Genomic DNA, 14,023 nt, shown 5'->3' on the forward strand with positions numbered 1-14,023 from the left:
CGAGGGGATGTATCGCACCAGTGCGCGCACGACGGCGCGACCACCAGGGGATGGAAACGATGGATATCGCCGAACTGCTGGCGTTCTCGGTCAAGAACAAGGCCTCCGACCTGCACCTTTCCGCCGGCCTGCCGCCGATGATCCGCGTGGACGGCGACGTGCGCCGGATCAACATCCCGGCGCTGGACCACAAGCAGGTCCACGCGCTGGTGTACGACATCATGTCGGACAAGCAGCGGCGCGACTACGAGGAATTCCTCGAGGTCGACTTCTCCTTCGAGATCCCCTCGCTGGCCCGCTTCCGCGTCAACGCGTTCAACCAGAACCGCGGCGCCGGCGCGGTGTTCCGCACCATTCCCTCCGAGGTGCTGAGCCTGGAGGACCTGGGCTGCCCGCCGATCTTCCGCGAGCTGATCCAGCAGCCGCAGGGCCTGATCCTGGTCACCGGCCCGACCGGCTCGGGCAAGTCGACCACGCTGGCGGCGATGATCGACTTCATCAACAAGAACGAGTACGGGCACATCCTCACCGTCGAGGACCCGATCGAGTTCGTGCACACCTCGCAGAAGTGCCTGATCAACCAGCGCGAGGTGCACCGCGACACCCACGGCTTCAGCGAGGCGCTGCGCTCGGCGCTGCGCGAGGACCCCGACTACGTGCTGGTCGGCGAAATGCGCGACCTGGAAACCATCCGCCTGGCGCTGACCGCCGCCGAGACCGGACACCTGGTGTTCGGCACCCTGCACACCTCCTCGGCGGCCAAGACCATCGACCGCATCATCGACGTGTTCCCGGCCGGCGAGAAGCCGATGGTGCGCTCGATGTTGTCCGAGTCGCTGCGCGCGGTGATCAGCCAGGCGCTGCTGAAGAAGGTCGGCGGCGGGCGCACCGCAGCCTGGGAGATCATGGTGGGCACCCCGGCCATCCGCAACCTGATCCGCGAGGACAAGGTCGCGCAGATGTACTCGGCCATCCAGACCGGCCAGCAGCACGGCATGATGACCCTGGACCAGCACCTGCAGGACCTGGTCAAGCGCGGCCTGGTCACCCGCCAGCAGGCCCGGGAATACGCCAAGGACAAGCGCCTTTTCGAGTGACGGAGCCGGCATAGTCCCGGCCCGAATCCCCCGCACTCCGGAGCATCGCCATGAGCACCATCGACTTCACCTCGTTCCTCAAGCTGATGGCGCACCAGCGGGCGTCGGACCTGTTCATCACCGCCGGCATGCCGCCGGCGATGAAGGTGCACGGCAAGATCAGCCCCATCACCCAGACCGCGCTCACCCCGCAGCAGAGCCGCGACCTGGTGCTGAACGTGATGACCCCGTCGCAGCGCGAGGAGTTCGAGAAGACCCACGAGTGCAACTTCGCCATCGGCGTGGCCGGCGTCGGCCGCTTCCGCGTGTCGTGCTTCTACCAGCGCAACCAGGTGGGCATGGTCCTGCGCCGGATCGAGACCAAGATCCCCACGGTGGAGGAGCTGAACCTGCCGCCGGTGATCAAGACCCTGGCGATGACCAAGCGCGGCATCATCATCTTCGTCGGCGCCACGGGCACGGGCAAATCCACCTCGCTGGCGGCGATGATCGGCTACCGCAACCAGAACTCCACCGGGCACATCATCACCATCGAGGACCCGATCGAGTTCGTGCACAAGCACGAGGGCTGCATCATCACCCAGCGCGAGGTCGGCATCGACACCGACAGTTGGGACAACGCGCTCAAGAACACCCTGCGCCAGGCGCCGGACGTGATCATGATCGGCGAGGTGCGCACCCGCGAAGGCATGGATCACGCCATCGCCTTCGCCGAGACCGGCCACCTGGTGCTGTGCACCCTGCACGCCAACAACGCCAACCAGGCGATGGACCGCATCATCAACTTCTTCCCCGAGGACCGGCGCGGCCAGTTGCTGATGGACCTGTCGCTGAACCTCAAGGGCGTGGTCGCCCAGCAACTGGTGCCGACCCCGGACGGCAAGGGCCGCCGGGTGGCGATGGAGATCCTGCTGGGCACGCCGCTGATCCAGGACTACATCCGCGACGGCGAGATCCACAAGCTCAAGGAAGTGATGAAGGAATCCACCAACCTGGGCATGAAGACCTTCGACCAGAGCCTGTTCGAGCTGTACCAGGCCGGCGAGATCTCCTACGAGGATGCGCTGCGCTACGCCGACTCGCAGAACGAGGTGCGCCTGCGGATCAAGCTCTCCCAGGGCGGCGACGCCCGCACCCTGGCCCAGGGCCTGGACGGGGTGGAGATCTCCGAGACGCGCTGACCGGGCGCGGCGCTCCGCGCCGCCGGCGGCGGCAAGGCTGGGTAAACGGTGTCGCGTGGGGGGGTCGTGCGCGGGCGGTCAGGCTTTCGCCGCCGCCATCCACGGCGGCGCCTGCGCGGCGATGCGCGCATGCACCGGGCAGCCGGGGCGGTGCGCGCCCGGCAGGTAGCCCAGGCTCATCAGGAATTCGCCGGTGATCTCGCCGCCGGTGAAGCGGAAGGTGCGCTTGAACAGTTTCACCCAGCCGGCCTTGTCCAGAGGATGGTGGGCATCGAGCCACCGGGCGAAGCCGCCGTGGCTGTCGCGCAGGCGCATGATCGCCCCGGCGTTGTGGATCGCCGCGTCCACCTTCAGCCGGTTGCGGACGATGCCCGGGTCGGCGAGCAGGCGCGCGCGGTCGGCGTCGCCGTAGGCGGCCACCCGGGCCACGTCGAAGCCGTCGTAGGCGCGGCGGAAGCCTTCGCGCTTGCGCAGCATCGTCTCCCAGCTCAGCCCCGCCTGGTTGATCTCCAGCAGCAGGCGCTCGAACAGCACCGCTTCTTCACGCTGCGGGAAACCGTATTCGCGGTCGTGGTAGGGGCCGTGCAGCGGGTGGCCGGGGGCGAAATCGCAATAGCCGGACATGGTCGACGCTCAGTGGGAGTCGGCGGTGGCCGGTGGAGGTTCCAGGTGCTGCGGCGCGGTGCCCTGGCCCAGCGAGAGCGCCGGCCAGCGTTGGTGGTGCACCTGGAGCTGCCCGGTGCGCAGGGCCTGGCGCAGGTCCGGCCGGCCGTGCGTGCCGGCGCTCCAGAACCCGACCCGCCCGGCATCCTCCCAGCCACCGTCCTCGTGCGCATGCAGCCGGCATTGCGCGTGCCGGTCGCCGGCCAGGCTGCACAGCAGCGCTTCGTCGCGCCCGTCGTCGTCCAGGTCGCGGACCAGCACGACGCACTCCGCATCCGGCTGCAGGCATTCGCCCGCATCCAGGCGACCGCCGACCAGCGCCTGCCACCAGGCATCGCCGGGGTCGGTGCCGCCTTCGGCCGGGACGATCAGCGCGCGCGCCTGGTCCGCGTCGCGCAGCCGGGTGCGTTCGCGCTCCGCGGCGCTGCGGTGGGTGTTCCAGCGCTGGCTGCGCCGGAGCATGGCGTCCAGTTCGGCCACCGCACCGGCATCGCCGGCGAAGGCCGGGTCGGTGCGCAGGGCCTGCACCGCGCGGTAGCCGCGCCGTCCCAGGTCGAAGCGCAGGTACGCCAGGTCTTCCCGGGCCAGTTCCGGCGCCGCCTCGCGCAGCCGTTGCGCCTGGCTGGCGGCGCTGATCCGCTGCGCATCCAGCGCCGGCGAATTGGCCAGCACCACCAGGGCCATCACCATCCAGGACAGGACCATGTTGACCCCGCGCAGCGGACCCAGCCAGACCCCGCGCGAACGCAGCACCGACCACGCGTAGCCCAGCGCGTACAGCGCGGCGACCACCGCCACCAGGCCCGCCCAGAAGCGGTCGGCGGTCCACCCGTACTGGGCGATGCGCAGGCCCATCGCGTACAGGGCCAGGCCGGCGTACAGCGGCAGCACCAGCAGCCCGGCCTCCACCATCCGCCGCAGCCAGGCCGGATAGGGACGCTCGCCTTCGCCGTCCTGGTACACGGCGTTGGCGAACACCACCAGCAGCACGACCACGTTGACCAGCAGGGTGGCGGCCGAGCGCGTGCGCCACAGCGGCTCCAGCCCGGTGAACAGCAGGCTGGCGACGAACAGCACGGCGATGAAGGCCAGCAGCGGCAGCAGGCCCTTGAACACCGCGAACAGGATCTGCCGCGCGACCTGCACCGGGCGCTGCTGGGTGCGGCCGATCAGGATGCCCAGCCCGGCCATCGCGCCGGTGGCCAGGTGGACGAAGGCGTCCTCGCCGAACAGGTCGCGGAAGAAGTGCACGTCCACCAGCGCGAACAGCCGGCCCCACAGGTACAGCACCGCCCAGCAGATGCCGGTGAACAGCGCGGCCAGGGCCAGGGTCAGCGCGTTCTGCCAGGCGTGCTCGAACAACGCCGGGTAGGGCGCCCGCCAGTTCCCGTGTGCCAGCCGGCATTGGAGCCAGGGCAGGGCCACGAACAGGCCGATCGCCAGCGCCGCCCCGAACGGGCCCAGCACCTGCGAACTGCGCAGGCCCGGCGCGCCGGTCGCGTTCCATCCGGCCCAGGCGGCCAGGGCCAGGAACAGGGCGGACAGCGCCGCGGCGTGCCGCCAGAAGCGCGCGTCCCGCAGGTCCTGCACGCTGAGGGCCATCGCGGTCGGCACGGTCAGCACCAGGGTGTACCAGCACACCCGGCCGCCGAGCCCGGAGAACGGCCACCAGCCGTGCTCGGCGCCCTTCTGCGCCAGGTACATCAGGCCGCCCTGCAGCAGCGCGGCCAGGACGATGAAGGAGCGGGTCTGGCGCGGCAGCGCCGGGTCGCTGTGCATGGGCGGGGGTTCCTGGAGGCTGCCCGATTATGGCAAAGCCGCGCACCGGCGGCCGGGCTAGAATGCGCGCATGCCCGCCACTTCCGACACCCTCGCCAACCAGTTGCTGGTCGCGTTGCCGGCGCTGGCCGACCCCAACTTCGCACGCAGCGTGGCCCTGATCTGCCAGCACGACGACCAGGGCGCGATGGGCGTGATGGTCAACCGCGCCTCCGAATACACCCTGGGCCAGGTGCTGTCGCAGATGGGCATCGGCAGCGACGACGCGCAACTGTGCGCGCGCGCCGTGCTGCACGGCGGGCCGGTGCACCAGGAGCGCGGCTTCGTCCTGCACGACGGCGGGCGCGAGTGGGACTCCAGCCTGCAGGTGGCCGCAGGCCTGTACCTGACCACCTCGCGCGACGTCCTGGAGGCGATGGCCGCCGGCGAAGGCCCGCGCAACGCGGTGGTGGCGCTGGGCTGCGCCGGCTGGGGCGCCGGGCAACTGGAGTTCGAGCTGGGCGAGAACACCTGGCTGACCGCGCCGGCCGACTCGGAGCTGCTGTTCGAGCTGCCCCTCGAACGCCGCTGGCAGACCGCCGCCGGGCGCATCGGTGTGGACCTGTTCCGCATGACCGACTACAGCGGGCATGCCTGAGCCTTCCGCGCCTTCCGCGCTTGCGGCCGGCGCATTGCCGGCCGATGCGATCGTGCTGGGCTTCGACGTCGGCGCGCGGCGCATCGGCGTGGCGGTGGGCAGCGGGCTGGGCGGCGCGCGCGCGGTGGCGGTGGTCGAGGTGCGTGCCGTCGGGCCGGACTGGGACGCGATCGACCGCCTGCACGGGCAGTGGCGTCCGCGCGGCCTGGTGGTCGGCGACCCGATGAGCCTGGACGGCGGGGACCAGCCGATCCGCCGCATCGCCCGCGCCTTCGCCCGGGAGCTGAAGGCCCGCTACGCCTTGCCGGTGGCGATGATCGACGAGCGTTCCAGTTCGGTGGAGGCCGCGCAGCGCTTCGCCCGCGACCGCGCCGCCGGCAACCGCCGCCGTCGCGACGCGCAGGCGCTGGACGCGGCCGCCGCGGCGGTGATCGTCGAGCGCTGGCTGGCCGCGCCCGCGGATGCCACGCCGGTGTAGCGCCGTGTCGGCCACGCGACGACCGCCATGCGCACGAACCGCCACAATCGCTTGCGAGCGGTGACGCCGCCGCCCGAACTCCCCGTGCCGCCGGCCGCCGCCGGCTCCTACTGGACCTCTCCCACGCCATGACCCAGCAACTCGACTCCGACGGCCGCCTGCGCCACCTGCTCACCCTGGAAGGGTTGCCGCGCACGACCCTGCTGCAACTGCTCGACCGGGCCGGCCAGATCCGCGACGCGGCGGTCGGCCGCGTGGGCAAGCGCGCGGTGCTGGCCGGCACCGCGGTGTGCACGCTGTTCTTCGAGCCCTCCACGCGCACCCGCAGCTCGTTCCAGTTGGCCGCGCAGCGGCTGGGCGCGGACGTGCTCAACTTCGATGCCTCCACCTCATCCACGCGCAAGGGCGAGACCGCGCGCGACACGCTGAAGAACCTGGAGGCGATGGGCGTGCGCGGCTTCGTCGTGCGCCATCCCGACGACCATGCGGTACGGATGCTGGCCGAAGCGGCCGGCGAGGGCACCGCGCTGGTCAACGCCGGCGACGGCCGCAGCGCGCACCCGACCCAGGGCCTGCTGGACATGCTGACCCTGCGCCAGGCCAAGGGCGGCGATTTCTCCAGGCTCAAGGTGCTGATCGTGGGCGACGTGCGGCACTCGCGGGTGGCGCGCTCGGACCTGGACGCGCTGCGCACGCTGGGCACCGGGGAAATCCGGATCTGCGGCCCGGCCTCGCTGCTGCCCGATGCCGCCACCGTCGCCGGCTGCGTGGTCGGCGAGGACTTCGACGCCATGCTCGAGGGCGTGGATGCGCTGATGATGCTGCGCCTGCAGCGCGAGCGCATGGAGGAGGGGCTGGTGCCCTCGCTGGAGGACTACCACGCCCGCTACGGCCTCACCGCGCCGCGCCTCAGGCGCGCGGCGCCGGAGGCGGCGGTGCTGCATCCCGGGCCGATCAACCGCGGCGTGGAGATCACCGACGAGGTGGCCGACGGCCCGCAATCGTGGGTGCTGCGCCAGGTCGCCAACGGCGTGGCCGTGCGCATGGCGGTGCTGGAGATGCTGCTGGGCTGAGTAGGCGGATGCCCGGGCATGGCTTCCGGAAGCCTGTCGCCGACCGGAGCCGGTTCCTGCAGGAAGCGGCCAGGAGGCGGCCTCATGCAGGAGCCGGGCATGGGGCCGGCGATGCGCCGGCCGTCAGTCCTCGGCGATCGCCGCGGGCCGCGGCGGGATCGGGCCGGTCGCCTGGCGTGCCGACTCGACCAGGCCGAGGAATTCGCGGCGCAACCCCCAGCGGTCCTCGCCGATGGCGCCGCGCGCGGTGGCGGCCACGTCGTCCCAGTCCCAGCCTTCCACGTTGGCGCCGCCGCGCAGCAGGTCGGCGTAGCCGATGAGCGCGCTGGCGAAGCGCATCGATTCGCCCGGCGCGGTGCGCAGCGAGGCGCGCAGCACCGGGGTCTCGATCAGCCGGCTGTGGGCCTGGCCGGGCAGCTTGTAGCGCAGCCGCAGGTGGGCCAGCTCGGCGCCCTCGGCGCCGGCCGCCGCCGAGGCGCCGGCGTAGCGCAGCGCGGGCAGGCGCTCGCCGCCGGAACCGGCCAGCGCGATCTCGTACAGCGCGGTCACCTCGTGGCCGGCGCCGATGTCCCCGGCATCGACCTTGTCGTTGGCGAAGTCCTCGCGCGCCAGCAGGCGGTTCTCGTAGCCGACCAGGCGGTACTCGGACACCACCGCCGGGTTGAACTCGATCTGCACCTTCACGTCGTTGGCGATGGTCAGCAGGGTGGATTGCATCTCCTGCACCAGTACCTTGCGCGCTTCCTCGGGCGTGTCGATGTAGACGTGCTGGCCGTCGCCGGCATCGGCCAGGCGCTCGGCCATGGCGTCGTGGTAGTTGCCCTGGCCGAAGCCCAGGGTGGACAGGGCGATGCCGGACTTGCGCTGGTCGGACACCAGCGTCTCCAGCGCGTCGCGGGAGATAGTGCCGACGTTGAAGTCGCCGTCGGTGGCCAGCAGGATCCGGTTCACGCCGCCCTCGATGAAGCCCTCCCGGGCCACGGCGTAGGCCAGGCGGATGCCATCGCCGCCGTTGGTGCTGCCGCCGGCCTGCAGGCGCTCGAGCGCGGCCAGTATCCGGTCGTGGCGGTCGCCCGGGGTGGGCGGCAGCACCAGCCCGGCCGAGCCGGCGTAGACCACGATGGACACGCGGTCCTGCGCGCGCAGTTGCGGCACCAACTGGGCGAAGGCGTGCTTGAGCAGCGGCAGCCTGTCCGGGGCGTGCATCGAGCCGGAGGTGTCGATCAGCAGCACCAGGTTGGACGGCGGCAGCTCGGACTTGTCCACGTCGTAGCCCTTGATCCCGACCATCAGCAACTGCCGCTTGGGGTTCCAGGGCGCCGGCGCCAGCTCGGTGGTCACCCGGAAAGGGGCTTCGCGCGTGGCCGGGGCCGGGTGGCCGTAGTCGAAATAGTTGAGGAACTCCTCCACGCGTACTGCGTCGGCCGGCGGGCGCATGCCCCGGCGCAGCATGCGCCGCACGTTGGCGTAGCTGCCGGTATCCACGTCGATGGAGAAGGTCGATACCGGCTGCTCGCCGGTGCGCTGCACCGGATTGTCCTCGCGGCCCTCGTAGCGCTCGGTGTCGGCCTGCGGGGCGATGCCGGGCATGGCCCGCTGCATCGCCGCCGGCGCGCCGTGCATCGGATGCACGCCGGTGGCCAGGGGCGTGGGAGCGGGCGGTGCCGGCGGCGCGTAGGCATCGGCCATCCGGTCGGCCGCGATCTCCCTCCGTGCGGGCGGGGCGGATGCCTCGGCCGCGTGCCCGGCGCCCGAAGGGGTGGAGCGGCAGGCCGGCAGCGACAGGGCCAGCAGCGAAAGCAGGGCGGCGGCGAGCAGGGACGCGCGCCTGGACGAAAGAGTGTGCATGTTCGGACTCCCGGGTTGGTCGTGGAATCGAACGCGCGATGCGCGCCGGTGGGGTTATCGGTTTCCGGCGCGCGAGGGCGCAGTCCCCGCCGCGCCGGGTCAGACCACCATCGGCTCGAACTCGATGCCCAGGCCGGGCATGTTCTCCTTCTCGCCCAGCAGGTCGGCGCGCAGCAGCGGGCGGGCTTCGATCCAGGCGCGCTGCACGACCAGCCGCAGGCCGTCCTCGGTGGCGGTCAGCTCCAGCATCGGGATGGGGTCGTCGTCGTGCGCGCGGTGCAGCAGCACCGCCAGGCGCAGCAGCGCGGCCTTGCGCCGGGCCGAAAGCAGCAGGCGGTCGGGCAGGGCGTCGAAGGCGGCGCGGGGCACGCTGCGCCGGTGGGTGCGCACCAGCGCGGCCAGCACCTGCTGCTCCTGGCGGGAGAAGCCGGCGATGTCGGAATGCTCGAGGATGTAGGCGCCGTGCACGTGGTAGTGGCTGTGGGCCAGGGTCAGGCCCAGTTCGTGCAGGTGCGCGGCCCAGCCGAGCATGCGCGCGTCGTCGTCGTCCAGCGCCCAGTCCTGCGCGGCCTGGGCGAACAGGCGCAGCGCGGTGCGCTCCACGCGCGCGACCTGGACCTCGTCGATGCCGTAGCGGGAGGTGAGTGACTGCACGGATGCGTCGCGCGGGTCGTTGTCGCCACCGCGGCCGAGCATGTCGTAGAGGATGCCCTCGCGCATGGCCGCCTTGCTGACCAGCAGCTTCTGCAGGCCCAGCGCCTGGAAGGCGGCCTCCAGCACCAGCAGGCCGCCGGCGATGATCGGGCGGCGCTCGCCGGACAGGCCGGGCAGGTCGATCCTGTCGATGCTGCTGGCCTGGAGCAGGCGGTCGCGCACCAGCGGCAGGGCCTCGGCGGTGATCGCGCCCTTGGTCAGCTTCATGGCCGCGCAGATCTCGCCGATGGACTTGTGCGTGCCCGAGGACCCCAGCGCCTCCTGCCAGCCCAGGGCGCGGTACACGCCGGCGAACTGCTGGAACTCGGCGCTGATCTCGGTCAGCGCGTCCTTCCACTTCTTCTTCGACAGCCGGCCGCTGGGGAAGAACCGCCGGGTGCTGGCGATGCAGCCGGCCTGCAGGCTCTCGCGCTCCACCGGGTCGAAGCCGCGGCCGATGATGAATTCGGTCGAGCCGCCGCCGATGTCGATCACCAGGCGCAGTTGCCCGGGCTTGGGCGGCTGCGCATGGGCCACGCCCAGGTAGATCAGGCGCGCCTCCTCGCGGCCGGAGACCACCTCGATCGGGTGGCCCAGGGCGGCCTCGGCCGCGGCCAGGAACGCCTGCGGCTGGCGCAGGCGGCGCACGGTGTTGGTGGCCAGCGCGCGCACGTGCAGGCGGGACACGCCGCGCAGGCGCTGGCCGAAGCGGGCCAGGCAGTCCAGCGCGCGCTGCCGCGCCGGCGCGGCCAGGCCGCCGTGGCCGTCGAGGCCGTCGGCCAGCCGCACCGTCTCGCGCAGGCGGTCGACCACGCGCAACTGGCCCAGCGTGTGCTGGGCCAGGATCATGTGGAAGCTGTTGGACCCCAGGTCGATGGCGGCCATTGCGTCGCCGTCCTGGACCTGGGGCAGGGCGGGAGCGCTGCGCATCGCGAGAGGACTGGGCATGGGGGCGAATCTTAGCGGATGCGCGCGCGCCCCTCCGGAAAGGGACTAGAGCGCGTCCAGCAGCGCCTGCTGCGCCGAATACGGCACCTCGCCTTCGGCCGGCGCGCACGGGCGGTAACGGCCGTCGGCGCCCAGCTCCCAGGCATTGAGATTGTCGGCCAGGTAGTTGCGCAGGGCCTCGCGGCGGACCCGTTCCACCAGCCCCGGCGCCAGCACCGGGAAGCAGGTCTCCACCCGGCGCAGCAGGTTGCGCTCCAGCCAGTCGGCGCTGGCGCAATACAGCTCGGGCTTGCCGTCGTTGCCGAACCAGTACACCCGGCTGTGCTCCAGGAAGCGGCCGACGATCGAACGCACCCTGATGTTGTCCGATATTCCCGGCACGCCCGGGCGCAGGGTGCAGGCGCCGCGCACGACCAGGTCGATCGACACGCCGGCCTGCGAGGCCTGGTACAGCGCGCGGATCACCTGCGGCTCGTTGAGCGCGTTCATCTTGGCCACGATCCGGCCCGGGCGGCCGGAGGCGGCCAACTGCGACTCGCGCGCGATCCGGGCCAGGATCCCGCTGTGCAGGGTGAACGGCGACTGCAGCAGGCGCTTGAGCCGGATCGACGGCGCCAGCCCGGACAACTGCTGGAACAGCAGGTGCACGTCGTTGCCGATGTCGGCATCGGCGGTGATCAGGCCCAGGTCGGTGTAGGCGCGCGCGGTGCCGCTGTGGTAGTTGCCGGTGCCCAGGTGCACGTAGCGGCGCAGGCGGCGGCCCTCGCGGCGCACGATCAGCAGCATCTTGGCATGGGTCTTGAAGCCGACCACGCCGTACACCACCTGCACCCCGGCCTCCTGCAGGCGGTCGGCCACGCCCAGGTTGGCGTCCTCGTCGAAGCGCGCGCGCAGCTCGATCACCACGGTCACGTCCTTGCCGTTGCGCGCGGCCAGGACCAGCGCGTCGACGATGGCCGACTCCTTGCCGGTGCGGTACAGGGTCTGCTTGATTGCCAGCACTTCCGGGTCGGTGGCGGCCTGGTTGAGCAGGTCCAGCACGCTGGCGAACGAGTCGAACGGGTGGTGCAGCAGCACGTCGCCGCGGCCGACGGCCTCGAAGACGTTCTCGCCCTCCAGCCGGTTGCGCGGGGTGAACGGCGGGTACTTCAGCTCCGGCCGCTGCACCAGGTCGTAGACCTGGATCACCCGGTTGAGGTTGACCGGCCCGTCGATGTAGTAGACCGCGTTCTCGCCCAGCTCGAAGTTCTGCAGCAAGGTGCGCACGATCGGCTTGGGGCAGTCGTGAGCGATCTCCAGGCGCACGGCGGGGCGGTAGCCGCGGCCGACCAGCTCGCTGCGCAGCGCCGAGGCCAGGTTCTCCACCTCGTCCTCGTCCACCACCAGCTCGGAGTTGCGGGTGACGCGGAACTGGAAGGCGCCGCGCACGGTCATGCCCGGGAACAGTTCGCCCACGAACGCCGACAGCATCGAGGACAGCAGCACGAAGGCCTGCTCGTCCTTGCCGCGCAGGCTCGGCGGCAGCTCGACGATGCGGTTGAGCGAGCGCGGCGCGCGGACGATGGCCAGGTGGCCGGGGCGGCCGAACGCGTCCATGCCCTCCAGCACCACCACCACGTTGAGCGACTTGTTGAGGATCCGCGGGAACGGGTGCGAGGGGTCCAGGCCCAGCGGCGAGAGCACCGGCATGACGTTGTGGCGGAAGTACGCGCGCAGCCAGCGGCTCTGGCGCGCGGACCAACTGTGGCGGCCGAGGATGCGCACCCCGGCCTGGGCCAGGGCCGGGCGCACCACCTGGTTCCAGCACTCGTACTGCGCCTGTACCAGCCCGGCGGCGCGGCCGTGGATGGCGTCCAGCAGTTGCGCCGGGGCGATGCCGTCCGGCGCGGCGGGCAGGCCGAAGTCCGCCGCGTGGCGCACGGCGGCGGCGCGGATCTCGAAGAACTCGTCCAGGTTGGTGCAGGAAATGCACAGGAACCGCAGCCGCTCCAGCAGCGGCACCCGCGGGTCCTGCGCCTGGGCCAGCACCCGGGTGTTGAAGTCCAGTTGCGACAGCTCGCGGTTGAGGTACAGCGCCGGGTCGCGCAGGTCGTCGCCGGCCGCGTATCCGGGCGTGGCCGGTGCGGGGTCGCAAAGCGGGCTGTCGGTATCCATGGCGGGTGCGCTGGCGGAGTGGCTGGGGTGGGGGTTCATGGGGTATCCGGCGAAGCGTGGTGTCCGGATGCATCGCCATCATGCCGCGATTGCACCCGTTCGGGGCCGAAATGGCAGGCGAACACGCTGCCCTGGCCGACGGTGCTTTCGATCGACAGCCGCGCCTGGTGCAGCCCCAGCACGTGCTTGACGATGGACAGGCCCAGGCCGGTGCCGCCGCTCTCGCGCGAGCGGCTGCTGGAAACGCGGTAGAAACGCTCGGTCAACCGCGGCAGGTGCGCCTCGGCGATGCCGTAGCCGGTGTCGCGCACCGCCAGCGCCACGCCGCCGCCGTCCTCGCGGGCGAAGGTCACGGCGACGGTGCCGCCCACCGGGGTGTAGCGCACCGCGTTGGTCACCAGGTTGGAGAAGGCGCTGTGCAGCTCCTTGGTCGAGCCGAGCAGGTCGCAGCCGGCCAGGTCGTGCACCTCGATGGTGTGCCGGCCCTGGCTGAAGGCCTCGGCCTCGCGCTTGAGCGTGGCCAGCATCGGCACCATCGCCACCGGTTCCTCGGGCAGGCTGTCGCGCGACTCCAGCCGCGACAGGGTCAGCAGGTCCTCCACCAGTTGGGTCATGCGCTGGGACTGCTTCTGCATCTCCTCCAGCATCGGCCGCCATTCCGGGAATTCGGCCGGGTCGAGCATGTCCAGGTAGCCGTGGACCACGGTCAGCGGCGTGCGCAATTCATGGGACACGTTGGCCACGAAGTCGCGGCGCACCTGTTCCAGGCGCAGCAGCTTGCTCACGTCGCGGGCGACCAGCAGCCAGTAGTCGTCCGAATAGGGGATCAGGCGCAGGTTCAGGCGCAGCCGCTCGTTCACCGGTGCGGGCGCATCGAGGATGGGCTCGGCCCGGCGCCCGGCTGCCAGCCAGCGGGACAGCGGCAGCGGCTGCAGGCGTTCGGCCACCGGCGCGCCGAGGTCGCGCGGGTGGGCCAGGCCGAGCAGGTCGGTGGCGGCCTCGTTGAACCACAGGATGCGCTGGGTGTTGCGGTCCACCACCACCACGCCGTCGGGCAGGGCGGCGGCGGCGGCGCGGTAGGCGCGCAGCATGTCCAGCAGGCGGCGCTTGCGCGCGCGCATCTCCGACTGGCTGCGGTGCAGCAGGCGGTCCAGCTCGTTCCAGGCGCCGTGGCCCTGGCCCGGCTCCCAGCGCTTGCGCGCGGTGAGCCGCAGCAGCACCCGGCGCAGCCGCCAGTAATGCCAGGCCAGCACGCCCAGCGCGGCGGCGGCCAGCATCGCGGCGGGCCGGCCGATGGCGAGGCCGAACACCGTGGCCGCCGCCAGCAGCGCGAACACCGCCGGCAGCGTGCGCCACCAGGCCGAGCGCAGGCGGTCCGGCGCGCGCGCGGTGGAGGCGTGCGCGTCGCGGCGCCGTCCGTCGTCCTCCCGCGGGGGCGGCACGGGGAGCGTGGGGAAATCGTCCATCCCGGG

The 14,023-nt window shown here is 71.9% G+C and carries 11 protein-coding genes; 5 read left to right on the forward strand and 6 right to left on the reverse strand.

All coding sequences use genetic code 11. The features are described 5' to 3' along the window. The first annotated feature begins 59 nt into the window (after window positions 1–59). Window positions 60–1,097: a type IV pilus twitching motility protein PilT gene (locus HNR76_RS05025; protein WP_162309801.1), complete on the forward strand. Its 1,038-nt coding sequence runs from the start codon at window positions 60–62 to the stop codon at window positions 1,095–1,097. A gap of 50 nt (window positions 1,098–1,147) precedes the next feature. After that, complete coding sequence (locus tag HNR76_RS05030; protein WP_162309802.1) at window positions 1,148–2,278, forward strand: PilT/PilU family type 4a pilus ATPase; 1,131 nt, start codon at window positions 1,148–1,150, stop codon at window positions 2,276–2,278. Window positions 2,279–2,356: 78 nt separating this feature from the next. Here the strand turns inward: HNR76_RS05030 and HNR76_RS05035 are convergent, their stop codons facing one another. Both HNR76_RS05035 and HNR76_RS05040 read right to left on the reverse strand, forming a co-directional pair. After that, window positions 2,357–2,902, reverse strand: coding sequence for a DNA-3-methyladenine glycosylase I (locus tag HNR76_RS05035; protein ID WP_162309803.1), 546 nt, complete (start codon window positions 2,900–2,902; stop codon window positions 2,357–2,359). Between the two features lie 9 nt (window positions 2,903–2,911). Beyond that, a complete protein-coding gene (locus HNR76_RS05040) occupies window positions 2,912–4,720 on the reverse strand; it encodes a DUF4153 domain-containing protein (protein WP_162309804.1) in 1,809 nt (602 codons plus the stop codon). A gap of 70 nt (window positions 4,721–4,790) precedes the next feature. On the opposite strand from HNR76_RS05040, the gene HNR76_RS05045 reads away from it, so the two are divergent. From HNR76_RS05045 to HNR76_RS05055, 3 genes are all read left to right on the forward strand, one after another. After that, complete coding sequence (locus HNR76_RS05045) at window positions 4,791–5,357, forward strand: YqgE/AlgH family protein (RefSeq protein ID WP_162309805.1); 567 nt, start codon at window positions 4,791–4,793, stop codon at window positions 5,355–5,357. Continuing rightward, window positions 5,350–5,835: a Holliday junction resolvase RuvX gene (gene ruvX / locus HNR76_RS05050; protein WP_162309806.1), complete on the forward strand. Its 486-nt coding sequence runs from the start codon at window positions 5,350–5,352 to the stop codon at window positions 5,833–5,835. Before HNR76_RS05045 ends, ruvX begins: the two co-directional genes overlap by 8 nt. A 128-nt stretch (window positions 5,836–5,963) precedes the next feature. Then, complete coding sequence (locus tag HNR76_RS05055) at window positions 5,964–6,908, forward strand: aspartate carbamoyltransferase catalytic subunit (RefSeq protein ID WP_162309807.1); 945 nt, start codon at window positions 5,964–5,966, stop codon at window positions 6,906–6,908. Window positions 6,909–7,031: 123 nt separating this feature from the next. Here the strand turns inward: HNR76_RS05055 and HNR76_RS05060 are convergent, their stop codons facing one another. The 4 genes from HNR76_RS05060 to phoR form a co-directional block, all read right to left on the reverse strand. Beyond that, window positions 7,032–8,756, reverse strand: coding sequence for a vWA domain-containing protein (locus HNR76_RS05060; RefSeq protein WP_162309808.1), 1,725 nt, complete (start codon window positions 8,754–8,756; stop codon window positions 7,032–7,034). Between the two features lie 99 nt (window positions 8,757–8,855). Then, window positions 8,856–10,379, reverse strand: coding sequence for an exopolyphosphatase (ppx, locus tag HNR76_RS05065; RefSeq protein ID WP_425501761.1), 1,524 nt, complete (start codon window positions 10,377–10,379; stop codon window positions 8,856–8,858). A 63-nt stretch (window positions 10,380–10,442) separates the two neighbouring features. Next, window positions 10,443–12,551, reverse strand: a complete 2,109-nt coding sequence (ppk1, locus tag HNR76_RS05070; RefSeq protein WP_162310109.1) for a polyphosphate kinase 1 — start codon at window positions 12,549–12,551, stop codon at window positions 10,443–10,445. Window positions 12,552–12,586: 35 nt separating this feature from the next. Beyond that, window positions 12,587–14,017, reverse strand: coding sequence for a phosphate regulon sensor histidine kinase PhoR (phoR, locus tag HNR76_RS05075; protein WP_162309810.1), 1,431 nt, complete (start codon window positions 14,015–14,017; stop codon window positions 12,587–12,589). Between the last annotated feature and the right edge of the window lie 6 nt (window positions 14,018–14,023).

It is taken from the genome of Pseudoxanthomonas broegbernensis (assembly GCF_014202435.1).
GTDB classification, from domain to species: domain Bacteria; phylum Pseudomonadota; class Gammaproteobacteria; order Xanthomonadales; family Xanthomonadaceae; genus Pseudoxanthomonas; species Pseudoxanthomonas broegbernensis.

Bases quoted from the DNA above. Each gene is read 5' to 3' on its own strand.
- HNR76_RS05025 (WP_162309801.1), top strand. From the start codon at position 60: ATGGATATCGCCGAACTGCTGGCGTTCTCGGTCAAGAACAAGGCCTCC.
- HNR76_RS05030 (WP_162309802.1), top strand. From the start codon at position 1,148: ATGAGCACCATCGACTTCACCTCGTTCCTCAAGCTGATGGCGCACCAG.
- HNR76_RS05035 (WP_162309803.1), bottom strand. From the start codon at position 2,902: ATGTCCGGCTATTGCGATTTCGCCCCCGGCCACCCGCTGCACGGCCCC.
- HNR76_RS05040 (WP_162309804.1), bottom strand. From the start codon at position 4,720: ATGCACAGCGACCCGGCGCTGCCGCGCCAGACCCGCTCCTTCATCGTC.
- HNR76_RS05045 (WP_162309805.1), top strand. From the start codon at position 4,791: ATGCCCGCCACTTCCGACACCCTCGCCAACCAGTTGCTGGTCGCGTTG.
- ruvX (WP_162309806.1), top strand. From the start codon at position 5,350: ATGCCTGAGCCTTCCGCGCCTTCCGCGCTTGCGGCCGGCGCATTGCCG.
- HNR76_RS05055 (WP_162309807.1), top strand. From the start codon at position 5,964: ATGACCCAGCAACTCGACTCCGACGGCCGCCTGCGCCACCTGCTCACC.
- HNR76_RS05060 (WP_162309808.1), bottom strand. From the start codon at position 8,756: ATGCACACTCTTTCGTCCAGGCGCGCGTCCCTGCTCGCCGCCGCCCTG.
- ppx (WP_425501761.1), bottom strand. From the start codon at position 10,379: ATGCGCAGCGCTCCCGCCCTGCCCCAGGTCCAGGACGGCGACGCAATG.
- ppk1 (WP_162310109.1), bottom strand. From the start codon at position 12,551: ATGGATACCGACAGCCCGCTTTGCGACCCCGCACCGGCCACGCCCGGA.
- phoR (WP_162309810.1), bottom strand. From the start codon at position 14,017: ATGGACGATTTCCCCACGCTCCCCGTGCCGCCCCCGCGGGAGGACGAC.